The sequence below is a fragment of the Bacteroides sp. D22 genome (genome assembly GCF_000163675.1).
Taxonomy (GTDB): Bacteria; Bacteroidota; Bacteroidia; order Bacteroidales; family Bacteroidaceae; genus Bacteroides; species Bacteroides xylanisolvens.
Genome location: NZ_GG774803.1, coordinates 78,062 through 104,109 on the forward strand (window position 1 = coordinate 78,062; position 26,048 = coordinate 104,109).

The 26,048-nt window shown below is 41.2% G+C and carries 14 protein-coding genes; 3 read left to right on the forward strand and 11 right to left on the reverse strand.

Annotated elements, in window-relative coordinates:
* Positions 1 to 5: 5 nt before the first annotated feature.
* The 10 genes from HMPREF0106_RS14975 to HMPREF0106_RS14930 all read right to left on the reverse strand — a co-directional run bounded on the left by HMPREF0106_RS14975 (position 6) and on the right by HMPREF0106_RS14930 (position 14,424).
* Positions 6 to 1,712, reverse strand: a complete 1,707-nt coding sequence (locus HMPREF0106_RS14975) for a S8 family serine peptidase (RefSeq protein ID WP_004315451.1) — start codon at positions 1,710 to 1,712, stop codon at positions 6 to 8.
* 31 nt (positions 1,713 to 1,743) lie between these two features.
* Positions 1,744 to 2,769 (reverse strand): TlpA family protein disulfide reductase, encoded by a 1,026-nt coding sequence (locus HMPREF0106_RS14970; RefSeq protein ID WP_008771145.1) that lies wholly within the window; start codon positions 2,767 to 2,769, stop codon positions 1,744 to 1,746.
* A gap of 11 nt (positions 2,770 to 2,780) precedes the next feature.
* Complete coding sequence (locus HMPREF0106_RS14965; protein ID WP_004315453.1) at positions 2,781 to 3,794, reverse strand: hypothetical protein; 1,014 nt, start codon at positions 3,792 to 3,794, stop codon at positions 2,781 to 2,783.
* 31 nt (positions 3,795 to 3,825) lie between these two features.
* Positions 3,826 to 5,370: a RagB/SusD family nutrient uptake outer membrane protein gene (locus HMPREF0106_RS14960; RefSeq protein WP_004315454.1), complete on the reverse strand. Its 1,545-nt coding sequence runs from the start codon at positions 5,368 to 5,370 to the stop codon at positions 3,826 to 3,828.
* Between the two features lie 19 nt (positions 5,371 to 5,389).
* Entirely contained in the window at positions 5,390 to 8,956 is a 3,567-nt protein-coding gene (locus HMPREF0106_RS14955) for a SusC/RagA family TonB-linked outer membrane protein (protein ID WP_032851247.1), read from the reverse strand.
* A 29-nt stretch (positions 8,957 to 8,985) separates the two neighbouring features.
* Entirely contained in the window at positions 8,986 to 10,146 is a 1,161-nt protein-coding gene (locus HMPREF0106_RS14950) for a FecR family protein (protein WP_008645680.1), read from the reverse strand.
* Positions 10,147 to 10,213: 67 nt separating this feature from the next.
* Positions 10,214 to 10,768, reverse strand: a complete 555-nt coding sequence (locus tag HMPREF0106_RS14945) for an RNA polymerase sigma factor (RefSeq protein ID WP_008645681.1) — start codon at positions 10,766 to 10,768, stop codon at positions 10,214 to 10,216.
* Positions 10,769 to 10,802: 34 nt separating this feature from the next.
* A complete protein-coding gene (locus tag HMPREF0106_RS14940; RefSeq protein WP_009039694.1) occupies positions 10,803 to 11,504 on the reverse strand; it encodes a Crp/Fnr family transcriptional regulator in 702 nt (233 codons plus the stop codon).
* A 116-nt stretch (positions 11,505 to 11,620) separates the two neighbouring features.
* Positions 11,621 to 13,810, reverse strand: coding sequence for a glutamine synthetase III (locus tag HMPREF0106_RS14935; RefSeq protein ID WP_009039695.1), 2,190 nt, complete (start codon positions 13,808 to 13,810; stop codon positions 11,621 to 11,623).
* A 140-nt stretch (positions 13,811 to 13,950) separates the two neighbouring features.
* Positions 13,951 to 14,424, reverse strand: coding sequence for a hypothetical protein (locus HMPREF0106_RS14930; RefSeq protein WP_009039696.1), 474 nt, complete (start codon positions 14,422 to 14,424; stop codon positions 13,951 to 13,953).
* A gap of 968 nt (positions 14,425 to 15,392) precedes the next feature.
* Between HMPREF0106_RS14930 and HMPREF0106_RS14925 the strand changes: the two genes are divergently transcribed.
* The 3 genes from HMPREF0106_RS14925 (at position 15,393) to HMPREF0106_RS14915 (ending at position 19,943) form a co-directional block, all read left to right on the forward strand.
* Positions 15,393 to 16,229: an Rpn family recombination-promoting nuclease/putative transposase gene (locus HMPREF0106_RS14925; protein WP_008020943.1), complete on the forward strand. Its 837-nt coding sequence runs from the start codon at positions 15,393 to 15,395 to the stop codon at positions 16,227 to 16,229.
* Between the two features lie 168 nt (positions 16,230 to 16,397).
* Positions 16,398 to 18,605 (forward strand): DUF5686 family protein, encoded by a 2,208-nt coding sequence (locus tag HMPREF0106_RS14920; protein ID WP_009039698.1) that lies wholly within the window; start codon positions 16,398 to 16,400, stop codon positions 18,603 to 18,605.
* Between the two features lie 207 nt (positions 18,606 to 18,812).
* Positions 18,813 to 19,943, forward strand: a complete 1,131-nt coding sequence (locus HMPREF0106_RS14915) for a retron St85 family RNA-directed DNA polymerase (RefSeq protein ID WP_009039699.1) — start codon at positions 18,813 to 18,815, stop codon at positions 19,941 to 19,943.
* 50 nt (positions 19,944 to 19,993) lie between these two features.
* Here the strand turns inward: HMPREF0106_RS14915 and HMPREF0106_RS14910 are convergent, their stop codons facing one another.
* Complete coding sequence (locus HMPREF0106_RS14910) at positions 19,994 to 26,035, reverse strand: DUF3320 domain-containing protein (RefSeq protein ID WP_032851250.1); 6,042 nt, start codon at positions 26,033 to 26,035, stop codon at positions 19,994 to 19,996.
* Positions 26,036 to 26,048 lie beyond the last annotated feature (13 nt).

Below are 26,048 nucleotides of genomic sequence, written 5' to 3' on the forward strand. Positions count from 1 at the left end.
AATCTTTATTTGCTGACTTTTTCTGCTTCCAAGATTGCTTGGTAAGCATTAACGATACCTCCGGAAATACATAGGTCATCAAAAAGGAATAAATCTTGTGAAGGGCTATCGTTCACGCGGATTCCTTTTTCTACTTCTACACCTTTGCGTGAAGTGACGCTTTTTAATAATATGTCACGGATTTGAGAACCGGTCAGTTTTGGGAAATAAGACTTCACAAGAGCAGCTACGCCAGCTACAGTAGCCGAAGCCATTCCTTCTCCAGTTCCTTTTTGATAAGTGTCACCCATATAAGATGAATAAATGTCTGTTCCCGGAGCATAAATATCGAGAGCAGTTGCACCGTAATTGGTGTTCAATACCGGATTTCCATTCTTGTCTGAAGAAGCAACTACCATAAAATTAGTAAGTTCTCCCTCTTTATTCATCTTACGGTTGGGAAAGAATTCGTCTTTATCCATATCCATTGATAGATCCCAAACCGGAACTATAACTAATGCCCCTTTCTTCTCTGCCTCTTTCAACGCCTCTGACACCCATTGTTTCTGCTCTTTCGGATATATGGAGTTTTGTTCCGGTAATACGATTACATCTGCACCGTGGTTTACTGCATAGCGGATGGCCAATGCCATATCTTTCAGGTATGGTTCTCCTTCTCCCGGGTGGATGCGTAAGGTCATGATTTCTGCATTGTCTGCAATACCGTTACTTCCGATACCGTTGTCACGTTTAGCTGCGATAACGCCGGCCTTCATTACGCCTGTTGCCGCATCAGATGTCAACAGTACATTATTACCATAATGCGTATCGTTAATATCCAGAGGATTGTCACCTACAATTTCTTTTCGATTATCACTTCCGTATCTCTTTAAAGCCTCTTCATAAGACGCTTTACCTGTTTCTACACTTTTCTTTCCCATATTCTGATAAACAGGTTCCCATTTATCCGTATTATAGATGCTGAAATAGTAGGCAGTAAATACAAAAGCGACTTCAGAAAGACTGTCTCTTTCAGCTTTGGGATCATAACAACTTTGGAAGTCCTCAACAGTCAGCTCTTTTCCGGGAAAACGTTTTTTCATGTCCTTATCGAACTTTTCAACATATTCTTCTATAACATAAGATAGTTGAAGACCGCCGTAAGCTCCACCGATTCTTGATTCCGGCATGACTTTATAGCGATAGTAATTATATTCTTCTATGTTTTCCGGTGCGGGGACTTCTTGGCGTTTTCCATTGACTATTTTATAATACTTCTTTCCGTCAAAGATATAATCAGCGTATTTATCTTTGAGACGGAAGAATTCACGTTCTCCTTCGCGTGTCAAAGCTTCCATTACTTGGCCGTCTTTACCACCGATGAAGTTCCAGCCATTGATGTCGTCAACAAGCCCGTTTTTATCATCATCTTTTTGGTTTGACTTTTCTTTTGGGTTGATCCAGATTGCGTGTTTTAGGTCTTCGTGTTCTACGTCCATTCCGGTTCCGATCAGTGCAACAACCGGTCTTTTCTTTGCTTTCTTTTTGTTGGCTTTCAGGTAATCATAAGCTTTGTTTACTTCAGCTCCGTATACACTGTCCTGGTCGAAAGAACAGTTAAACCAGTCCAGTTCGGATTGTTTTTTTTGTGTTTCTGCCTTTGGTTTGATTAACTGGGCTGATACAGTAACGCTGATAAAACAGCATACGATTGGAAATATAAGTTTCTTCATTGTCAAAAGAGTTATAATTTATATAGTTTGTTTATTGTCTTATTTTTAAAATGGCCTCGCGTACTTGTTCACCCCGGACGTTGCGTGCAGCAAGTTTGCCTTCTTTGTCAATGACTACAAGGAAAGGGATGGAGTAGAAGCCGTAATCAGTCTGGATAGCACTTGGAGTCTTGCTGTTTTTAGGGAATCCTGTCTTATCCCATAGCATCACCCACGGCAATTTTTCTTCATCCAGCATTTTTCTCCATTTTGCTTCGCTGTCATCCAGCGAGACACTGATGAATTCCAGATCGTCAGCCTTCAATTCATTGTATATGGTTAGCATACTACGCATCTCTTTACGACAAGGACCACACCAGGAGGCACAGAAGTCAAGTACGACAATTTTCCCACGGAAGTCTTTCAGACTTACGTTTTTTCCGTTGGCATCTGTGAAAGTAAAGTCGGGACATTCTGCACCAATGATTTGGTGGGAGAGGATTTCTACCCTGTTTACCAGCCATTTGGCAGATAAAGACTTTCTGTCTTGTTCCGGTATCATGTCCAATAGCATCTTGTTGGATTGGTAATCATTTACATCTGCCAGATAGGCTAATGCAGATGCCATGGAGGGAGTTAGTTTTCCTTTGACGGAAGTAGAAATCGTTGCTATATCCGGGTCTTTTTCTGCTGGCATATAGTTTTGTAAAGTCAGAAACGGATCGATGCCAGTGAATGAAAGCGAACTTTGTTCAGGGTTCTTTTCGTCGAAGTAGCCATTGATTGTTACCGGGTTATTTTCCAGATAAATATTCTGTTCGGTTTCTCCTAAATAGAGTTTGTAGACATCAGGAATGATGTTTATTTCATCGGTACTGAATGTGTTATTAGTACCGATGATGCAGCTTAATACAACGCCTTCATTCATATCTTTTATTTGTAAAGTCGTTGGCTTTAATACTTTTATTCTTCCTGATATTCTTAGCCCGTTATTTCCCCATATGGTGGTACCGCATAAGAGTAATATGGTTAATAATAGATTTTTTACTTTTGTCATTATTATGAGTTTATAGTTCATTATCAGAGTTGTTATTCTTCATCTGGAGTCTCCGGTATTGGAGGTAAAGGTAAATCCCAGTCTTCCGGTCCGTTGGCTATTGCTTCCAGATCGATCTGATATTTATCTTTTAAATATTTCTGTACGAAAGCAAACTTTTCGGTGAGAAAAGGATATTTATCAGCCGGATATACCTCTGCTAGTCGTGCTTGGTTATAGTACATGGAAAGATGCATATATCCTATAAAAGTCTCTTCATTGGTTGGAGGATAAGAGTTGTTGGCTGGTTCGCTGATACTATTGAATACATACGTGTTTACACTTCCCGGATATCCTCTGGTAAGATAATAGTTTGGGTCATCTTCCATTCCCAAGCCTGCTATCAGATTAGTGACATGGTCGAATCCCACTTCAAATTCTTCAGGTATAATGATGTTTCCGGCTTTTACTGCTTTTTCCAATACGGGAGCCAATATCATTTTCCGGCGTCTGTCAAGGAGTGCTCTGTCTGTGGGGATTAAATAAGGATCGCTGGGATTGTCTTCTCCAAACATACAAGTGCACCAATAATCCAGCCCATCGTAATTTTCGTGTATGGGTACAATCCAGCTTGCTAGGATTACGCCTCCAACTTCTAATACGCTTTTGCTATAGACATTGTATCCCAAATACCAATACATAGGCAGAACTTTAGATGTGATCGGCGGATTCAAGTATGCAAAGATATGCTTTTTCATAAATTCGACATAGTAATTGGTCATTTCGTCGTTTACACAGCCTTGGCCTTCGTAGCCACTACCATATGATATGCCTGTCCAGCTGCGATTAAAATCAGCCCTTTGCAGATCTTTATAAATAAGATATACATTATAGTCTTCGTATATTTGGGCGATGTCATCGTCCCAACTATTATTTCCTTGAGGTACTTTAAAGCGTAATTCAATGCCTCCTTCTGTAGGAGTCAGTGTGTCTTCTTCATAACATGAGGTGAATAATGCCATACAAGCAAGTAATCCCCATAATATATATATTTTTTTCATATTCATTTCTTTTGTTTAATTCATAAGATATATACTATTAACTTTCGCGTTTTGGAGCTAAAGGATTCTGCTCCAGTTTTTTATTTTTAATTAAGACGGCGTCTGGTATAGGCATGGTATAGGAAGGATCATTCTGTTTTAATGTATATACCTGTTCTCCCCATCTATGAATAATTTGTGGCATTCCGTAGCGTCGGAGATCAAACCATCGTTGCCCTTCAAAACAAAGTTCTTTTCTTCTTTCATTTTTGATGAAAGTTTTGAGCGCATCACCTGTTAATCCGGTAGGCTCAACAAATTTGTCGGGTTCATAACGTTTAGCCAGTAAGGTTTTTAAAGCAGATAGTGCTGTACTCTCGTCATTATTATGGGCAGCTGCTTCTGCTAGATTTAAATAAGCCTCACCTAGTCTGAAGGATAAAGCAAAGTTTTCCGAACCACTAGGTTCACCTGTAGCTGAAAGTTTGTATTTGCCGAAAGTAGTATAAGAGTCTTCATAGAAAACTTTATCATCTTTATTGAACTCTTTTGCTATATACTTTTCTTTTCTTAAATCTCCATCTTCAAAGCTTTCAATCAAGTTATCAGAAGCGATAAAAGCTTCTCGGTAATAGGTGGTGGTATTACCGAAGTAACCTTCTTCCTCATACTCTACCGACTCATCATTGAATACAGTTAAGTCTGAAACGCTTCCATATAACCAAATAACCTCAGATGATTTTAAAGATGTAAAATTGTAATAAGGCTCTGCCACTGTTGGAGAAGGGAGGTTATTTAAGTCTACTAAAGCGAAGGACCAGTCTTTTATTACTTTGTTGGCGTATATGGCTGCATCTTTCCAGTTTTCCATATAGAGAAAGACGCGGGACTTCAGCAATTGTATCATTGGAAGGCTAACCAGATAATTCGGTTCATATTGTTTATCTTTGCTTAAAGTAAGGAATAAACGTTCAGCTTCATTCAGATCGTCCACAATTTGGTTGTATACTTCCTCAACGGTGTTTCGTGTCATTAATAGTTGGTCTTCAGGTAGCAGGTTGCTGTCTAGTTTGAGTGGAACTCCTAAAGCCTGTTTGTTATAGTTGTATGGTGCTCCAAAATGATTGACTAACATAAAATAATAGAAAGCTCTTAATCCGAGGGATTGGGCTATTACATAATTTTTTTCAGCCTCCGTACCATTTACGTCACCGATATAATCAAGAGCTGCATTTGCGCCTAAGATATAGTTATAGTATCCTTCCCAGATATTCTGAAGAGGATAACCATTTCTTTCCATAATGAAAAACATATCCGGTTGCCATGTATAAACAGCTTGTTTGGCTTCTATATTTTTTAGAGAGTTGATGCTAAATTCATAATCAGTTTTGTGGAACTGAATGTCATCGTCTAAGAAGCTAAGAAAGGGTAGTAGGAAATTGCTTTTATCCTGTTTGGGATAAGCAGAACCGATTAACATTTCTTGCAAAGCATTTGCATCTTTGGGAACGTACTCACTTTGAGATTTAGGCTCTAGAAAATCTGAGCAAGAGGATAGTGATAGTAAGACTATTCCTGTTAGTATATATATAATTCTTTTCATTGTCTATCTTTTTATTTTTTTAGAAACCAATGTTAATACCTAATGAATAATTCCGTGGAAGTACACTGTTGCTAACTTCCGGGTCGAAACCGTTGAAACGTTTGCTGGCGATAACAAAGATGTTATCCATGTTAAAGTTGAGTGATAGATTTTTCATATATATTTTTTCGCACCACTCACGTTTCATTTGCCAGGATAGGCCGATGTTACGGCAGCGTAAGAAAGAACCACTGACCACCATAGCGTCAGATTGTTCCCATAATGGAATGCTATAAACATTCTCATTGTTGGGCAATTCTATATAAGCCATTCCTGCTTTGGGTAAAGAAGGAATGATTGTATGGGCTTCGTCTCCCGGTTCTTTCCAACGGTTCAGTAAATCGCGGTTTATATTTGTATATGGATCCGGCATATAATAAGAACTAGCGAATTGGTTGTATGGTGATGGCAGACGCTTCTTGTTGCCGAGTAAAAGTGAAAAACTGGTGTTTAAAGTTAATGATTTATAGCGGAAACTTAAGCTCAATCCACCGGTGAAATAAGGCTCTTTCTGACCAGAATATACCAGATAAGTAGTCGGATCTATTTGTCTGCTACGTTCTTCTTCCGGAATATCCAAAAGATTGAATAAAGCTTCACCGGTTTTTCCGTCTAATCCTGCAAAAGAGTATGACCAGAAACTGCTGAGCGGATATCCTTCTTTTAATACAATATCTGAACGTCCACTTAAGAAGGAAGCTGCATTGACATCAATGTCTGTATGTCCGCCTTCATTCCAGTTCTTGGAAGCATTCAAACTGACACTTAATGCATAGTCCCGTTTCTGTATCGGGGTAAAAGTTAATGTGTATTCGATACCTCTGTTGTGGATAATACCACCGTTGCGTTTCATGGATGTTATTCCATATTCATAAGGTAATTCCAGTTCAACAATGGCATTGGATCGTCTTGTATAATATTCCAAATTCATATAAAACATACTGAATAATTCCAGGTCTACACCGAAATTCCATGATTTGGTACGTTCCCATGATAGATTCGGATTTGGGATTTGGGAGATGGTAGACTGATATCTATTGTATAGATTAGCCACTTTCCCCTGATTTAAAATCAAATCCGGACTAATGCGCGTTACTGCATTTCCTTGAATACCATAGGTGCCGCGGAAGTTTAAGGTTGTTATCCATTTTACATATTTCTTCATGAAGTCCTCTTCTGAGGCTCTCCAGGAGAAACCGAATGAATAGGTAGGATCAATGCGGTGATTAGCATCCTGACCGAAACGGTTGGATGCATCATTACGTATATTTGCATTAACAACATATCGGTTTTTGAGTGAATATGCCAATGTGGCGAATACGGAAAGGTAATTGTCTGTAGTATTGACTTTTCTCCATTCACCATCATATATCTTTTTTAAAAGCCCCCATCCTTCGTCTTTAGAACCTGTAATAGGTGTAAAAGCTTGTGGAGTGGTTGGTAATGTTATTACTTCTCCTCTATCTGGGGCATATCCCCATACCGTATTGCTGACACCTTTATTAGTGGAAGAACGTAATTCCATACCTACTAAAGCATTAATTCGGTTCTCATTATTAAAGGCTTTACTGAATTGCAGTTTATTTTGGATGTTGTAAGAGTACTGCTGTGCGTTATTTGTGAATAATTCGCCTCCGAATGGGAGTAAGGCTGCTCCAAACTCTTTACTGTTTGGTGAGACAGAGTTGAAATCATAACCACGATATGTTTCAGCAATATAAAACGTTTGTTCTGTTTCCCAAGCTTCGTTTGTGCTGTTATTATTGGAATATCCACCAGTAAATTGGTAAGTTAACCAGTCCAAAATATTCCATTTCAAGTCTAGTGAAGCTGACATGAAACTTGATTTTGATTTAGAACCACTATTATTCCGTTCATTTACGAAATTGTATGATAATGATTTGACTCCGCTATTGTATGGGTATGAGGCTTTCATTTGATAGTAAGCATCAGGGTCTATAGAACGATTGGTAGTAGTAGCATACCCCATAGGATTGACTCCTCCGGCAAAACCGTTATTCGTACTTACGCTACCGTTGATCGTTGCATTAATCGTTAGTTTTTGTACCGGGCGTATGGTGATGGCAACGCGTCCGGTCATACGTTCACTGTCGTTTCCTATTTCCTGCCCTTCGCTATTGGAATATCCCATAGAAGCTGCATAACTGTATTTATTTGTTCCGCCGGAAACACTTATATTATGGTTATGGCTAAAAGAACGGCGGGTTAGTAGTTTGAACCAGTCTGTATTTTGTGTTTCCAGAACATTGCGTTGTGCCAGAAATTCTTCAGAAGATATATCGTGCGATAGATACATATTCAATAATCCCTCATAAGTATATATTTGTTTGATTGGTTCTGCACCATAAGGTGTTCCCCAGTTAAAAGCTTCTTGTGAGAATAGTACTCTTTCTTTGGAGTTCATATAATTAAACTGTCCATAGTTGGGACGCGTACCCATTACAAAATTAGAGGTGTAATTGACACTTAGACGATCAGTCGTATTCTTTTTGGTTGTGATCTCAATAACACCATTCGATGCTTTTGAACCATAAATAGCGGTCGCAGAAGCATCTTTTAAAATACTAATGCTTTCGATATCAGCAGGATTCAACCAAGAAATCTGATTACCGATAATGTTTTTCAAGTCCTCTGTCATGAGAGAAGATGCATTCAATTCCAGGGGGTCTTCCTGAATGATGCCGTCGACTACCCAAAGTGGGTCTTGATTACCCAGTAAGGTACTGGTACCACGGATTTGAATTTTCGGGGCAGTACCTACACGACTACTTGTATTGGTGACAATCATACCTGCCACACGTCCTTGCAACATTTGGTCAATAGTGGTATACGAAGGCATTAAAATATCTTTTGCTTTTACTGTGGTAATAGAACCTACTAGGTCACGACGTTGAATATTCTGATAACCGGTTACGACCACTTCGTCAATTTCAGTACTGGAACTGTTTAGAGTGACATTAATCGTTTTCTTTCCTGTATATCTTACAGTCTTTTTCTCCATTCCGATGAATGAATAAGTTAATATTAACCCTTCTTGCGCAGGAATATTAAAAGTGTAATGTCCGTCTAGTCCGGCGATAGCTCCATGTTTTGAACCTCGGACAGTGACTGTAGCTCCGGGAAGTGCTTCACCGCTTGCATCACGTATCCATCCACTAATCGTGATTTTATTAGTCTTTCTTTTCTTAATAACGATGGCAGTGCCTGATACTTCATAAGTCAGGTTAGTTCCTTCCAGACATTCATCCAGAATTTCGGTGATCGTTTTGTTTTTTGCCCTTACGCTGATATCGGTTATGTTAGCGATATCTTCTGTTGCGTACATAAAGATGAATTTTGTACGGTTTTGCAAATACCAAAGCGTAGATTCCAGGCTTTCGCCTCTCAGATCAACGGAGATTCGCTGATTGTCTTGTGCTTGAATCATAAGTGAAGAAAGGGAGAATATCCATAAAAGGCAGAGCTTAACGAAATTTCTGCTTACATAAGATACTCCCTTTGAGGAGGATTGTGTTCGTTTTTTCATAATGCGTTAGTTATAATATGTATTAATAGTTATTGTTTATAAGAAATGTGCAGTATACCTTCTCTTTGTTTTATGTCTACCATATTTAATTCCATTATCATGTCGATAATTGGATTCATGTTTGCATAGCGGTTGAGATAAGCTCCGATTTGTACCTGTCTGGCTGCATCGTCTTCAAAAGTGTATGTGAATCCGTACCATTTGGAAAGATATGACATTACATTCTCAAGAGGAACGTTCATAAATATGAATGATCCGGACTCCCAGGAAGTGTATAATTCTGTATTTACGTTAGATACGGTACTTTCCCGACTATTTTTGTCATATACGAAATGTTGGTTTGGAATCAATTCATAATCTTCGTTTTCACTGCTAATCTCTATAGCTCCACTAATTAGTGTAGTACTTTCCACTTCTTCATCCGCATAAGCCCTTACATTGAAAGAAGTTCCTGTCACCCGAATAGAAGTGTGCGGTGTTTGCACGATAAAAGGATGTGCTTTATCTGGAGCAACATCAAAATAGGCTTCACCTTCAACCTGTACGATGCGTTCCTTATCGCTGAAACAAATCGGATAAGTCAGTTGTGATTCTGCGTTCAGATGTACTTTTGTTCCATCCGAAAGGACAATGTGACATTCCATACCATGCAGTGTACGAAGCGTATTTTTGATTTCTTTCACTTTGGGCTTGTTGGCAGGAGTTTGATAATTTATCCCTTTGGAGTCAATGATGAACACTTCAGTTGCACCCTCCGGAAGGACATTCTCAAAAAGGTTGAAGGTGTTGCCATTACTTAAAGTCAGTTCTCCGCCATGGGTTCCTGGAGTGATTTCACCGATTGGTTCTCCGGCTACCCAATTATAAATAAGGTATGAAATCGGTATTAACAATAGCAAAAGAAGAGCCGCATATTTCAGACTCCTTTTCCATGAAAGAAAACCGGATGTTTTTTCTCCTCCTAGTAGCGGATAGATTCTGTCCCATGCCTTTTGTGAAGAGAAGCTTTTTATTAACCGGCTGTTTTCTTCATACGTTTCCTTATTTAATATCCGGTCGGCTATTTTTTGATGCTCCGGATTTTCATCCAACCACGCATGATAGTTTTTTTTCTCTTCGGGAGTAGACGAATGAGTAAATAAGGAAGCTAAGATTTTTGCAATTTTAAATTTTTCTTTGAATGAATTCATCGTTTTTTCGATTTGTTATATAAGTAAAACAATCCAATCGAAAAAACGGGGTAATCAAAAAGTTACTTTATTTGCATAAAAATAGTAATAAGGTGTAATTTATGCCTTTGAGACTTTCGCGAAGTTTGCGATAGGCGAATTTCTTTAACGTATGGACAGTGCCTTCTGAAATTTGCAATTTGTCAGCAATCTCATGGTTTTTTAACCCTTTCATAGAGTATAAGATGATATTTCGCATTTGGGTAGGCAATTCTTCTACCGCTTTGCGAACCATGTGGAATGTTTCCTGTTCGATAATAGCAGCTTCAAAACCACTATCGAATTCTTCCTGTCCGGAAAAATTAGGAATATCTAATTGTTCATGTTTTAGGTGATTCAGACATTTATTTCGGGTGACGGTATAAAGGAAGCTTTTTACTTTCAAAATGTTGTCGAAATCTTCTTTCCGTTCCCAATAAGCTAACAATACATCTTGCGCAATGTCTTTGCAAACTTCTTTGTCTTCAATATAGTGGGATGCGAACACGCAAAGAATAGGATAGTAGTCATCAAATAGCTTTTTGAAAGCCTGTTTGTTACCACGTCTGATGTCTGCAATTATATTTTCTATATGTATGTTCACTATTTAGGGTGGAGCGACTGGTGCAGGAATTTTCTTATCCAATCTTACTTATTTTCTTCAGCTTTTCTTCTTCGATGATTTTGATCTTTCTTCCGTCGATTGTAATCAGTCGTTCCGTAGCGAACTGTGACAATGTGCGGATAGCATTCGAAGTAGTCATATTAGAGAGATTAGCTAAATCTTCGCGTGAAAGATAAATGCTCAAAGTAGATCCGTCTTCTTCCAAGCCGTAGCTTTCTTTCAGGAAGATGAGAGATTCGGCCAAGCGTCCGCGGATATGCTTTTGTGTCAGATTGACAGTGCGTTCGTCTGAGATGCCGAGATCAATAGAAAGCTGGCGGATAAAAAACATAGCCAGGTCATTATTCTGGGCAACTAAAGTTAAGATAGCATTCATAGGAATCAGACAAACAACAGAGGGTTCGAAAGCTGCTGCGGCAGTTACAAAATCTTGTTTGGCAAAATAAGCACGATAAGCAAAGTATTCGCGTGGTTTAATCATGCGAATAATCTGACTTCTACCTCCCACGCCATCTTTGAAGATTTTTACTTTCCCACTGATAAGACACATCAGATGAGAAGGTGTTTCCCCTTCGCAGTAGATGGTTTCATTTTTTTTGTAGGTTTGTATCGTATAATTGTTCATCAGAAACTCCTTTTGCTCGTTATTTAAAGGAGCTAACATATCGGATAACGGTTCCGAAATATCGATGTCTGACATATTCATTTTTACCATGAGTGCTACAAAACTGTGTTATACAGCACAAAAGTAAAAAGAAAAAATGAGAAAATGAACGAATCTATAAAAAGATTGCACAAAAGTGGGAGCTTTCGTGCAATCTTATAGGCATTTTATTTAGCAAACAACAGTTCTCTGTATTTGGGTAACGGCCATATTTCGTCGTCTACTTCCATCTCTAGGTGGTCGATGTGGTCGCGGATCTGATCGAGATACGGGCGTACTTTTTCTTCATACTCAAATGCTCTTTCCTTATAGTTCTCCATGTGGTTGGCTACTTTTCGTGCTTCGGTCATTTCGCGAACCAGTACTTTGATGGAAGTGACCCGGTGTGAAATTTCACGGATCAGCTCTTTGCGGTCGGCACTCAACACTTCGTATTCTTCAGCCGGGAATATTTCTTTCAGTCCGCGAAGATTTTCGAGCAACCGGTTCTGATAGGCAACGGCAGTCGGTACGATGTGGTTAATGGCGAGGTCGCCCAGTACACGGCCTTCGATTTGCACCTTCATGGTATATTTCTCCAGTTCCACTTCCAGACGGCTGTTCAATTCGGTTTCGTTGAAGATACGTTCGCCAATCAGCACTGATTTGGATTGGTTGTCAATATAGTGCATCAGGGCTTCCGGTACGTGGCAGATGTTAGTCAGTCCGCGGCGTGCGGCTTCCTGTTTCCATTCTTCAGAATAACCGTCGCCCTCAAAACGAATCGGTTCGGAGGCGATAATCGTTTCTTTCAGTATGCGGAAGATGGCTTCATCTTTGCCTACTCCTTCTTCCATCAGCTTTTCTACTGATGCACGGAATTCGTTCAACTGGTTTGCCATGGCGGCATTGATTGCAATCATGGAGGCGGCACAGTTGGAAGACGAACCTGCGGCACGGAACTCGAAACGATTTCCGGTGAATGCGAAAGGAGAGGTGCGGTTACGGTCGGTAGTATCCAGTAGGATTTCGGGGATGCGTCCGATACCTAACTTCAGGGTGGTTTTTTCTTCCGGTGTCATTTTCTCGTTTCCTACCTGGCGGACAATTTCGTCGAGAGTGGACGATAGTTGTGAACCCAGGAAGCAGGAGAGAATGGCGGGAGGAGCTTCGTTGGCTCCCAAACGGTAGCTGTTGCTGGCGCTCATGATGGAGGCACGCAGTAAATCCTGGTTTTTATAAACCATCATTAAGGCGTTTACCAGGAAAGTGAGGAATAGCATGTTTCCTTTCGGATTCTTTCCGGGGGCGAACAAGTTGATGCCGGTGTCGGTGCAGAGCGACCAGTTGTTGTGCTTGCCCGAACCGTTTACTCCGCTGTATGGCTTTTCGTGTAGGAGTACATTGAAGTGATGTTTCCTTGCGATACGTTTCATCAAATCCATGACAAGCTGGTTGTGGTCGTTGGCAAGGTTGCAGTTTTCGAAGATAGGGGCCAACTCAAATTGGTTGGGGGCTACTTCGTTATGACGGGTTTTGGCGGGAATACCCAGTTTGTGACACTCAATTTCGAGTTCTTTCATAAATGCCGTGACACGTGGAGGGATGGAGCCGAAATAGTGGTCTTCCAACTGTTGGTCTTTGGCGGAAGAGTGTCCCATCAGTGTCCGTCCTGTCAGGCAGAGGTCGGGGCGTGCATTATATAAGGAAGAGTCGACTAGAAAATATTCCTGTTCCCATCCTAAATTGGTATATACGCGTGTGATGTTCTTGTCGAATAGTTGGCAGACTTCCGTTGCTGCTTTATCTACGGCGGCAAGTGCTTTCAATAATGGAGTTTTGTAATCCAGTGCTTCGCCTGTATAAGAAATGAAGATAGTTGGGATACAAAGAGTGGTGTCTACCACGAATGCTGGTGAAGAAACATCCCAGGCTGTATATCCTCGTGCTTCGAAAGTGTTGCGGATACCGCCGTTAGGGAAAGAAGAGGCATCCGGTTCTTGCTGGATCAGTAGTTTTCCGGAGAAGCGTTCGATTACTCCGCCGTCTTCGCCGAATTCGATAAAACCGTCATGTTTCTCGGCTGTTCCGTCTGTCAGAGGCTGGAACCAGTGTGTGTAGTGAGTGACGTTGAGTGACTTGGCCCAACTTTTCATGCCGTTAGCAATCAAATCTGCTATTTCGCGGCTGATAGGCGTACCTTTTTCGATAGCATCGGTTACAGCTTTGTAGGCTTCTTTGGGAAGATACTCCTGCATCTTCTTGCGGTCGAACACGTGGCTACCATAATAATCAGAGAGTTTGTTGGAAGGAGCAGTTACTTCCAGAGGTTTCCGGTTGGAAAGCTCTTGTAAGGCAAAAAAACGCATTTTTGACATAAATGGTCTACTTTTTATCGGTTGATGGTGCAAAATTATATGTTTTTTCTGAAAGTACCCCTATTTTAAAGGGGGTATTTTTAGAAATGAATGTGTTTTTTCTAAAGATACCCCCTCTGTTGATTCTCCAACTTCTGTTCTTATTGCTTCTGTTGGTCCATTTCTTTAGCCATCTGTTTAACCAAACTTTCCACTTGGATATAATGGTTGTGATAGTTTTTGAATAACTGTTTGAACACTGGACTGTCCATAGCCATTTGAGTAAGGAATTGTAAATGTTTGCCCATAGCGGCATTCATTTGTATACGTTCTTTCTTGCTCAAATTGTCTTGTATGGAGTAAGCTCCGCATGAAATTTGGATTTCTGCAATACCTTCATCCCACGGATGGGTGTTGAGGTGAGTCAATGCTGCCAAGATTTTTTTCAGGTCTTTCAGCAGAATGTTTAATAGTTCGAATTCGGTGCGGTTTATGGAGCAGGAATCCGGGTTCAGGAGGAAAGCGAATTTAAGGTAGAAATCCTTTAATTCTTCTTTAGGAATAGCAAATGAATCTTTGGAAGCCTTTATCATGCCTCCCACCGCTGGTTGAACGGTAACTTGTTTTGTTTCCATAATATAATTATGAATAAGGTGGTAGGCGAAGATTTTCTATGAAATAAGAGCGGTTCCGCCTTTCCCGTTACTCTTCACCAACCAGGCAGTGGGTGCATTAACACTCCACACGGGGGTACGAAACCGCCATATGAAGCATCAGGACAGGCATAAAAATGCCTGCCACGAAAACGAGGCAGGTTCCCTGCCTGGTTGATATGAAGAGTATCACAAAGATACGACAATTTTCTTCTTTGTCAAAAATAAAAGGAGAAATAAAAAGGTAAGAGTAAGTATTTCTCTTTTTTATGCAGTTTTTAATTAAATGGGAATTTATCAGTTAAATGAAAATTTATCGGTTAGGCTGAAAGCCTTACAATTATATATTTATTGGGATGCCCTGAAAGGGCTTAATTATCATTTAGTTCATTTATGCACCGTTATGAATCAAACTAGCGGTGGTTTGATTATTTTCAAAAATCATGGTAAAATAAAGTATATCAACTTCTCTGTCAACTTAGAAATAAAAGTTTACTTTTGCCTTCCACAAGTTTCACAGACTCGTAAGTTGTAGTATGACAGATGTTTGCTGTGATTTAATGACCTCGTTTTAGCTTTTCACATCCTTCACACTCTAACGAAAAGCCCCCCGGTTCAAACAAAAGCTTAGGCGTTTCTTTATATGGAAGGATATAAGAAGATTAATACGACCGGATAACAGATTGAAATAGTTAACATGGTATCAGCCGACTGCCGTTGACCATACAGCTGACTGCAGTTGTCTAAGTCGCTGACTTTAGTTGACCGAACAGACGACTCTAGTTGTCTATTCATAAATCAACTTTAAAATCGTGATATAGAGTCGATATTACGTAGTATCAAACCATATACTTCATGTTAGGTATTGGTTTGATTTTATTTTATCCCATACTTGACACTATTCAACAAAAAAACTCTATCTTTGTTCTATAATTGAGATACAAGAAATAATGGGAAGATTTATCAATCCCTTTACCGATTTTGGCTTTAAGTTTTTATTCGGCAGAGAGGTAGAAAAGGAGTTATTAATCGACTTCTTGAATGATTTGCTCGTAGGAGAGCATGTAATTACCGACATCCAGTTCCTAAACAACGAACAGCAGCCGGAAGTAAAAACAGAACGAGGACTTATCTATGATATATATTGTAGAACCAATACGGGGGAGCATATTATCGTAGAAATGCAGAACCGGGAACAGCCTTACTTTAAAGACCGTGCCCTTTTCTATCTTTCGAGGGCCATTACCCAACAAGCGAGAAAGGGGATTTGGAACTTTCAATTAGATGCTGTGTACGGAGTGTTCTTCATGAACTTCGTGATGGACAAGGATATACCCTCTAAAATCAGAACGGATGTTGTCCTTTCTGACAGGGATACAGGTAAGCTTTTCAATAGTAAGTTCCGGCAGATTTTTATTGAATTGCCGAACTTTAATAAAGAAGAGGATGAATGTGAAAATGATTTTGAACGCTGGATTTATATATTAAAGCACATGGATACACTTGATCGAATGCCTTTCAAGGCTCGTAAAGCCGTTTTTGAACGACTGGAAAAGTTAGCCTCCAAAGCGAATATGACCCAGGAGGAAAGAATGCAGTACGAGGAAGAATGGAAAGTTTACAACGATTATTTTAATACGTTGGACTTTGCAGAACAAAAAGGAATGCAAAAAGGTATACAAAAAGGTATACGAGAAACAGCCCGTAAATTGAAAGAATTAGGAGTGGATGATGATATTATCATAAAATCTACGGGTATTTCGAAAGAAGAAATAGAGAAATTATAATCTTTCTCCTATTATTAATAGGCGACTCATGCATTCAAACATGAGTCGTTTTTGTTTATTCATATATTTATATTAATCAGGTGTGAAAAGCTTCCTTCCCCTGATAACTCTTTTTAGTAGCTTAATTCCATTGCTTTTCGATATTCTTTTTTATATTTGCCTACGTTAATGAAGGAGATACGACAATTGAGAGATAAAATATTGATAGGATGCATATTGTGTCTGTTCTCTTTTATATCAAAGGGGGCAGCCAATAATTATATAATGAATCCTTATACTCATCAGGAAATCTCTGCCGACTCCATCATAGAACGTGTGATGACCTTTGCGCCTTTGTATGAAACGATAGTCAGCGATTATCGCGCGAACCTATATATAAAAGGTAAGATGGACATTCAGAAGAAGAATTTTATTCTCCGTTATGTGCCTTCCATGTTTCGTTTGCAAAAGGGTGTTCGCGAATATCTGCTTGAAACGTACAGTGACCTGCATTATACGGCTCCCAATATTTACGACCAGAAAGTAAAAGCCTCCCAGGGAACGGTGAGAGGAAACAGGGGATTGCCGGGCTTGCTCGAATACTTTAATGTAAATATCTACTCTTCGTCTCTGCTGAATGATGAACGCTTGTTATCACCACTGGCTAAAAACGGACAGAAATACTATAAATACCAGATAGACAGTGTGATGGGAGATCCTAATAATCTGGATTATCGAGTCCGCTTTATTCCCCGTACCAAGAGCGATCAGTTGGTAGGTGGATATATGGTGGTTAGTAGCAACGTCTGGAGTGTTCGTGAAATCCGTTTTTCGGGAAGATCGGAACTGATAACATTTACCTGTTGGATTCAGATGGGAGATGTCGGCAAGAAAAATGAATTCCTGCCGGTGCGTTATGATGTAGAAGCCCTTTTCAAATTCCTCGGAAATAAGGTGGATGGTAATTATACAGCTTCTTTAGATTATAAATCCATCGAACTGAAAGAAAAGAAGGTACGTAAGAAAGAGAAGAGGAAATATAATCTTTCGGAATCTTTCTCCTTGCAGTGTGATACGAATGCTTATAAAACGGACGCCTCTACCTTTGCTATCATGCGCCCGATCCCTTTGAACGAGAGCGAGAAAAAACTATATTTCGACAATGCGCTTAGACGTGACACGGCTACCATACAAAAGCCATCCAAGAGTCAGGCCTTTTGGGGAACGATGGGGGACTTGATGGTAGAAGATTATAAATTCAATTTGTCCAATATCGGAAGCGTACGGTTCTCTCCGTTTATAAATCCGCTTTTATTCAGTTATAGCGGAAGCAACGGTTTGTCTTATCGACAGGATTTCCGTTACAACCGTCTTTTCAGAGGGGATAAATTACTTCGTATTGTGCCGAAACTCGGATACAACTTCACGCGTAAAGAGTTCTACTGGTCGTTGAATGCCGACTTTGAATACTGGCCGCAGAAACGGGGATTCTTCCGGTTGAATGTGGGTAATGGTAACCGTATCTATAGCAGTAAGGTGCTCGACGAACTGAAAGCCATGCCGGATAGTATCTTTAATTTCGATTTAATTCATCTTGATTATTTCAAGGACTTGTATTTTAACTTCCGCCATACAGTTGAGATAGTCAACGGACTGGATATCGGTCTGGGTTTCTCTGCCCATAAAAGAACAGCCGTAGAGCCTTCCCGTTTTGTGATTACCGGTGATTATCCGATGCCGCCTCCGGAGTTTATGGATAAATTCAAGAACACTTATATCAGTTTCGCTCCCCGCATCCGGATAGAGTGGACGCCGGGACTCTATTATTATATGAACGGAAAGCGAAAGATAAACTTGCATTCTATCTATCCAACTTTCTCGGTCGATTATGAACGGGGAATTAAAGGAGTATTTAAAAGTACGGGCGAATATGAAAGAATAGAGTTTGACCTTCAGCATCAAATCCGGATGGGATTGATGCGTAATATTTATTATCGTTTCGGATTCGGGGCATTCACCAATCAGGATGAACTGTATTTTGTGGACTTTGCCAATTTCTCCCGCCATAATCTTCCCGTAGGCTGGAATGATGAAATCGGCGGAGTATTTCAGGTGCTTGACTCACGTTGGTATAACTCCTCCCGTCGTTATGTGCGGGGGCATTTCACCTACGAAGCTCCGTTCCTTATTCTCCGGCATCTGATGAAGTACACCCGTTATGTGCAGAATGAACGTATTTACATCAGTGCACTTTCTATGCCGCATCTTCAACCTTATCTGGAAGTCGGATATGGCATCGGTACGCATATTTTCGACGTGGGAGTCTTCGTAAGCAGCGAAAACTGGAAATTCGGAGGAATAGGCTGTAAGTTCACGTTTGAGTTGTTCAACCGATAGTTTTTCCCCGTTCCGGTTGTTTTATCGAAAGATTATACTTATCTTTGTATAAGAGAGGATGAGGGCCGAATTTAGCATCAAAGAGGTGTAGTCGCCTCGTAAGCACAGGTATTTTTCCTAGAAAATAAATTCTAAGGTATAAATACCTAAATTTATTTTAGTAAATAACTCAGCCTCTCTTCTCTTTGTTTATATACATAATACAAAATGGACGGAATTCTAATAACGATACTTATTGTCACAGGTTTTCTGATTTATAAGATGATTTCCTCAAGCAGAAAACAAGAGGGGTATAAAAGATGGAAAGCGACAGACGGTAGTAAGGAAGAAAAGACTACTAAAGTAAAATGGGAGCATGGAGCCTGGCTTAGGCATGCTTTGGGAGCGACAGTTTCAAGAGCACAGTATGTTCAAAAGTATGATGAATCGGCTGTTGTCTGGTGTGCCAATCTGTTGGGAATGGAAACGGGACAATTGAAGGAAATACTACGAAACGTTTCTGTACATTACCGGGAATTTTGGATGAGAAAAAGAAAAGGAGGGTATCGTATGATCTCTGCTCCTAACAAAACAATGCAATCCATTCAAGCGACTATTAATTCACGTATATTATCACCTGTAACAATGATTCATCCGTCAGCGGTAGGTTTCCGGAACGGTCATTCTGTAGTCGACAATGCCAATCCTCATTTAGGAAAGCGGTATGTGTTGAAAATGGATATTCATGATTTTTTCTTTTCTATACGAAGTCCGAGAGTGAAAAAGACATTTGAGAAGATCGGTTATCCGGAAAATGTATCTAAAGTATTGGGAACGTTGTGTTGTTTGCACAGACACTTGCCGCAGGGAGCGCCTACAAGTCCGTCATTAAGTAATATCGTTAGTTATGAGATGGATAGGAAGTTGGCGGCATTGGCAGCGGAATACGGACTGACTTATACCCGGTATGCCGATGACCTGACTTTTTCGGGAGATGTATTTCCCAAAGAGCAGATTATTCCCCGTATTAAACAAATCATTCGTGATGAGAAATTCGAACCGAATCATAAAAAGACCCGTTTCATCAATGAGTATGGTAGAAAGATTATCACGGGAGTGTCCATCTCTTCTGGTGTGAAACTGACTATCCCTAAAGCCAGAAAGAGAGAGATCCGGAAGAATGTCTATTTCATCCTGACGAAAGGTTTGGCAGAACATCAGCGACGGATTGGTTCGAGTGATCCTGTCTATCTGAAACGGCTGATTGGAGAGCTTTGTTATTGGCGGTCAATAGAACCGGACAATAGCTATGTATCCGATTCTATTGCTGCCCTGAAACGTTTGGAGAAAGGGTATTGATCTAATTCCTGTCACCTGAATCTACTAGACAGGATCACTCGAACCAACATTTAATCCGCAATCGTCACCCGTTCGTTTTCAATTTTGGCATAATTCCTTTTCATGGCTTCGCGAATACCTCTTTGCATGGCAGCGTCTATGTTCGATCCCATACGGGCAAAGCCGAATTGTTGTGCACATGCTTTTATTAAATCTGCCACAGGCAGGCTAATGGAGTCTGTCAACAGTTGTCGGATGGCATTGGCTATCTCTTCAGGAGCTATATCTGTCGCTTCCCGCTCGGAAACCGGACGATAAATAGAGTAGGAGATACATTGCTCTCTGTTTTTCCAGCAGAAAACAAATCCTTCATGTTCAGTACGATAGATATTTAGTGCATCTAAAGCCGTCTCTATCTGTGTTTCTACCCGTGCTCCCAAACGACTGATTCCCCATTCAGACAGAATCTTCTTGCAAAGCAATGATTTGCTGACCGGAGCTTCATTCTCTATAATCTTCCGTATTTGAGAAGTGAGGATAGAATAGCTTTCACTAAAGAAAAAGTCTTCCGGCGAATAGCTGCCTGGAGTGATCTTTGCCGATCGGTACTTTTGCTGTATTCCGCTTTGTGCGGAAGATGCGAAAGCAGTTTGCTTTTCAGAAGTGGCAGGTGATGCTTTGAGTACAAATGAAATTTCATTGTTATCTCTCTCTGCAGTCGGTACTGCTTCTTTTATTGACTCTTCTTTTATTGGCTCTTTTTTTGTTATTTTTTCTTTGTCTGTCGACTCTTTGTTCACAGATTCTTTTTCTGCTGTCATTGGATCAGAACCAATTCCGATGCTTGTCGTTGTTTGGGCATTAACCTTTGAACTCTTTTTGCGTGCGATAGCCTCTTGAATAGCAGCTATTACTTCGTCCGGTTTTTCCCACCAGTCCATAGTCCATATTCGGTAGATATCCCAGCCGAGTGCTTTCAGTACATTGTTTTGCACAATTTCCCGGTCACGTGCGGTCTTGGTACGTTTGTAGTTTTTGCCGTCGCAGATAATACCTAATTGATAGTTGGAGGTATTTTCGGTGTCAACGATACCTATATCTATTTTGTAACCGGAGCATCCGATGTCTGTATGCACGGTGTATCCCAATGAACGCAGTTTATCGGCAATGATATTCTCGATGGAGGCTGCTGTTTCCGTTGATTGGGCTGTCACACTGTTGATTGTATTCCTAGTTCCTTTCTCCGCATATTCGAGGAAACGTTTTAATCCGGCTACTCCGATAGAGGAAGTCCGGTTCAGGTCAATCATATCCGATCTTAAAGTGGAATAGATAATCATCTCATACCGGGCACGGGAAACGGCCACATTCAACCTTCTTTCGCCACCTACCCGGTTCAATGGGCCGAAATTCATGCTGACACGTCCTTCCGCATCCGGACCGTAGCCCACAGAAAAGAGAATAACGTCCCGTTCATCTCCCTGCACATTCTCCAGGTTTTTGATAAACAACGGTTCGTCACATTCCAGAGCAAGAGTTTCCAGTTCGGGATGGAAGATAAAGAGGTCGGAAAGTAAGTCTTCTATCAAGGCTTGCTGAACGATGCTGAAAGTCACCACACCGATACTTTTCTTTCTCAATTCCTCGCTTCTCAATCTTCTGGCTATTTCGTCTACCACCGCTTGAGCTTCCGCCCGGTTTTGGCGCGATTTGCCTTTATCATAATAACCGTTGATGTTGACTATCCTGACTTTCGATTCAATGTTGTCCGGAGAAGGGAAAGTCATCAGTTTGTTATCGTAATATTCGGAGTTGCTGAAAGCGATGAGGCTCTCATGTTTGCTTCGATAGTGCCACAATAAATATTTGGAAGGGATAGACAAAGCAAGGCAGTCGTCAAGAATACTCTCCAAATCCTCCATCTCAATATTATCTTCATCTACGGTGCTGACCGAGAAGAAGCTGGTAGGAGGCATTTGTTTCGGGTCCCCCACGATAATCACGTTTTTGCCTCGGGCAATAGCGCCCACCGCTTCATAAGTAGGCATCTGTGACGCTTCGTCAAAGACAATCAAATCGAATTTGTCAGCATCCGTATCAATGAATTGAGCGACGGAAAGCGGGCTCATTAGCATACACGGACACATACGCGACAATAAAGTAGGAATCTGATCGAACAGCTTGCGGATGGATATGCCACGAGCATTGTTGCGGATATTCTTTTGAAGGATGCCCACTTCGGAACTTTGGATAGCTTCGTGAGTAAAAGACGGAATGTTGGAAGCCAGCCGCGCAAACAATTCTTTTTTGGTCGTTTCTTCGAATTTGGCGGATATTTGTTTGTATTTAGCAATAATATCGTTGAAAATTTTGCCGTTGAATAATTCCAACGTGGGTTCTTTGGCAATGATATACTGAATAACCGCCTGGTAGAAACTCTTGTAGAAGATGTCTGTCAGTTGGTCGGTAGGGATATTCTTTTCCTTATATTCTGTCGCGACAAATCCGATTCCCAGTTTATTCAGAGTTTGGTATGCTTGTAACCACTGATACCAGTCTTTGAGTTTGTCGAGGTTATCTTTCCAGGTTTGGGCTTTTGATAGCGCAATCGTTATCCAGTCGGCTGAAGAGGTATAAAGCTCTTCTGTTGATATACCCAACGTGTCGGACAACTTCTTTTCAATGACTGTGAGTGTATCCGACAACTGATACAGTTCATTGAAAGAGTGAGCGTGAATATCTCTGAATGTTTGAATTCTTTCTGTGAGCTGTACAGACAAATTCTGTTTGATTTGTGACACCTTGGCTATGTCCTTTGCATAATTCAGCAAATGCGAGTGAAGAGAAGCCATGTCATTGATAATCTGCTCAATGGCAGTCCAATCCTCATTCTTGCCGAATCGTCCGAACAAAGAGGGGAGTTGGCCGGTGTATTTCTGAACAGCGTCCTCTTCTTCCTGATACCGGATAATCCGGTGGAGTAGCGGTTTGATGTCTTCTGTTTCAATGGTTTTTAAAGCATAGATGTTGATAGCCTTTTTGATTTTTCGCTGACCGAAATATCTGGGAAGGAACCATTGATCGGATACCCGGTTCCATTCGGCTACCATCTGCTTTGCGTTGATGGACAGAATCTCTTTGGTAAATCCTGCCTCTATCTCTTTTCTTTGTTCATCACGTTTTTGCCCATGAACCACCACTTCACGATATTCATTTAGCGTTTCATTCAATAACGGCAGAGTCAGCAATCCCGGAGTCAGCTCCGGAATATCGAGTATTCTCCGGATGATACAGGCAATCGTTTGGAAATCCTTGCGTGTCGGGTGTATATCCGTATCTTTCAGAAGTACGGAAAATACATCCAGCTTCTGCCGGATGATATTTAATAAATCAATGAAAGCGGTAAGTAATTGGGAGGCTTCTTCTTTTCCGGCAGATGAATACTCGGAAATCGAGATGCCTGTTAATGGATGCCGATAAGGGTGTCCGCACGCATTGGCGGTTCTGACTAACGATTCGATAGCCTCTTCCCATTGCGCAAATGTATCTTTGTCTAATGTATCCAGATAAGGTTGTGGAATCTCAAAACAAGGTTCGACGTCCACAGATTGATAATGGATAATGGCGTCGTATAGTGAAACTCCGAACGGGTATTCTTTATGCAGGGCTTCAATATACTGATTCAGTTCCGCCCGCAAATTCAGCAGACGCTCCGCTTCCTTTTTAAATTCTTCGGGAGGTGTCTGCCTGATAATTTCCGTTGTTTCTTTCAGTTGTGAGATAACAGCGGATTTCTTTGTTTTGTTGGAATGAATTTCCAAACAGAACGGAGCCAAACCGATAGCCGCCAGTCGGTTTTGAACAACGGAGAGGGCAGCCATTTTTTCCGCAACGAATAAGACACGTTTCCCTTTGTAAAGCGCGTTGGCGATGATATTGGTAATTGTTTGCGATTTACCCGTTCCCGGAGGGCCGTGCAGGATAAAAGTCTTATCGTGTACGGCTTCGTAGATAGCTTCCAATTGCGAAGAATCGGCGATGATAGGCAAAACGATGTCCGTTGGCGACAGTTGTTTGTCCATATCCGTTGCGTCTATTTCTTCTGTTGCGGCTTCCCATTCTATCTTTCCGTTGATGAGGCTTGAAACAATTTTGTTCTGAACCAGTTTATTGGCATTATTGTGAATGTCATTCCACATGATGAACTTATTGAAAGAGAAGATGCCTAAGATGGCCTGCTCTTCCACGTCCCATTTGCGTTGGTTTTTGATACTGTTACGAATGATGGAATAAATCAGTTTGACGTTAACGCCGCTTTCATCGGTGGGCAACGGGTCTAATCCCGATACGGTAATTCCGAAGTTTTGGCGAAGCATTTCTAATAACGTAATATTCATCATCGTTTCCTCTTCCCGTGAACGGATCACATAGCCTTTAGCTGCCGACTTACGGATGATTTCAACCGGCATTAGCAGGATGGGAGCGTAGCGGGGACGTTCGCTGGAAGGAGTCTCGTACCATTTCAAAAGTCCGAGAGCCAGATAAAGAGTGTTGGCCCCGTTCTCTTCAATAGAGGTACGCGAGGAACGGTATAGGTGAGTCAGTGCTTTGCCTAAATCGTTTTCGGACAGATAAAAACGCAATCTTTTCTGTGAAAGCTCCGAGTTGATGAAACCAACCACCGGATCAGACTCCGGTACAGAGGAATAAATTCCGAAATCCATCGCCGGGCTTTCCCAATCGGCAGGGCGGTGCAGGATGCGGAATTCTTCACCGTCGGCCAATGCATCTTCCAGGCAGGCCAGATTAGCCGGGATCAGTTGGAGCGTGTTTTTGGTAATCCGGATATTCAGCAGGTTGTTGCGAAGGCTCAAGTCCAGCAACCGCCTTTCCCATAACAGTTGTTTGGTGATTACGGTCTGGGTTTCATTGCCCGATAAATCATACGGATTGATACTTTGCGGGGTGGCATGAACGGCACTTTTCTGAATGTTGGTCTCTTTTTCGTCGACTTCCCATACCTGTCCGTGCAAAATACGTTGAGGGATGGGGCGTACACCCGAATATCTCGCTCTCTTGATGTCTATTGCAAGAAGGAAGTTATTCCCGTCCGCCAACTTTCCGTTTGCTTTCTTCACCGCATCGTCAAAATCGGACGAATGTCCCATATTCATGCAGGTCGTTTCAACCAAAGTAATGTCGTAGATTCCTTCCGCTGTTCTTTTCGTTAATAGAGAAACATCATCAATCGTAGGATCCGGGAAAGTTTCCGGCACCAGCCAGGCTCCTGCAAAGGCATGCCCTTGCGTGATGACGATTAAAGCATTCAGCCCGATTGCCTCCAGACAGGAAGCATAGAGCAAAGCCATATCCAGGCAGGTTCCCAATTTCTGTGCCATCACAGAATCGGCTAACCGGACACGCTGCCCATATTCTTCGAAACTGGCGGGAACGGTACTATATATAATCTGTTGCTCCGCGATAGCCGTATAGATGGCAGCCATCTGTTTCCTCACCCTGTCCGGAGTGCGGCTTTGATATTCATCGAGAGACGGGTTGCCGGTCCATTGCCCCAGGATGGAAGCTGCTCTTTTGATAATCGGTGAGATAGCCGTATGATTGGGAGTGATGAAAGCAGCCAGCATTTCGGGCAATACGTTGAGTCCGCCCCATTGGTCGTATGCCAGGATGTCGATAGGATATGTTTGGCAGAATATCGGTTCTGCTTCAGCAGTAATTTCAATTTTCAGGTTGCCGGATAAACGTTCGGTCAGTTGTGTGAAGTAGTTGGCGGACAAAGTGAGATTGAATGACGACAGACGGATCGAACCGTTGGCCGGGATCTGTTCAACAGCCATCGGAGCGGCGTTTCCGAAAGTCGGTTCTGTCGTGATTACTACTTGAATGTCCTTCAGTGGGACAGGTGTCGTGTTCTCAATAGAAAGCTGATGAATGATCGATGCTCCGTTTTGTTGTATCGCAAAATTAATAAGCGGTAAATAGTCGCATTGCACCTTGACTTTGTCCAATCTCTCGTCCATGGCAAAAACTGTATAAATTAAAGATTGCAATATTACAAAAAATACGGATATAAATCTCTTTTCTTCTGCCATTCTTTTGTCAATC

Bases quoted from the DNA above. Each gene is read 5' to 3' on its own strand.
- HMPREF0106_RS14960 (WP_004315454.1), bottom strand. From the start codon at position 5,370: ATGAAAAGAATTATATATATACTAACAGGAATAGTCTTACTATCACTA.
- HMPREF0106_RS14975 (WP_004315451.1), bottom strand. From the start codon at position 1,712: ATGAAGAAACTTATATTTCCAATCGTATGCTGTTTTATCAGCGTTACT.
- HMPREF0106_RS14935 (WP_009039695.1), bottom strand. From the start codon at position 13,810: ATGTCAAAAATGCGTTTTTTTGCCTTACAAGAGCTTTCCAACCGGAAA.
- HMPREF0106_RS14920 (WP_009039698.1), top strand. From the start codon at position 16,398: ATGAAGGAGATACGACAATTGAGAGATAAAATATTGATAGGATGCATA.
- HMPREF0106_RS14950 (WP_008645680.1), bottom strand. From the start codon at position 10,146: ATGAATTCATTCAAAGAAAAATTTAAAATTGCAAAAATCTTAGCTTCC.
- HMPREF0106_RS14970 (WP_008771145.1), bottom strand. From the start codon at position 2,769: ATGAACTATAAACTCATAATAATGACAAAAGTAAAAAATCTATTATTA.
- HMPREF0106_RS14965 (WP_004315453.1), bottom strand. From the start codon at position 3,794: ATGAATATGAAAAAAATATATATATTATGGGGATTACTTGCTTGTATG.
- HMPREF0106_RS14910 (WP_032851250.1), bottom strand. From the start codon at position 26,035: ATGGCAGAAGAAAAGAGATTTATATCCGTATTTTTTGTAATATTGCAA.
- HMPREF0106_RS14915 (WP_009039699.1), top strand. From the start codon at position 18,813: ATGGACGGAATTCTAATAACGATACTTATTGTCACAGGTTTTCTGATT.
- HMPREF0106_RS14925 (WP_008020943.1), top strand. From the start codon at position 15,393: ATGGGAAGATTTATCAATCCCTTTACCGATTTTGGCTTTAAGTTTTTA.
- HMPREF0106_RS14955 (WP_032851247.1), bottom strand. From the start codon at position 8,956: ATGAAAAAACGAACACAATCCTCCTCAAAGGGAGTATCTTATGTAAGC.
- HMPREF0106_RS14930 (WP_009039696.1), bottom strand. From the start codon at position 14,424: ATGGAAACAAAACAAGTTACCGTTCAACCAGCGGTGGGAGGCATGATA.
- HMPREF0106_RS14940 (WP_009039694.1), bottom strand. From the start codon at position 11,504: ATGGTAAAAATGAATATGTCAGACATCGATATTTCGGAACCGTTATCC.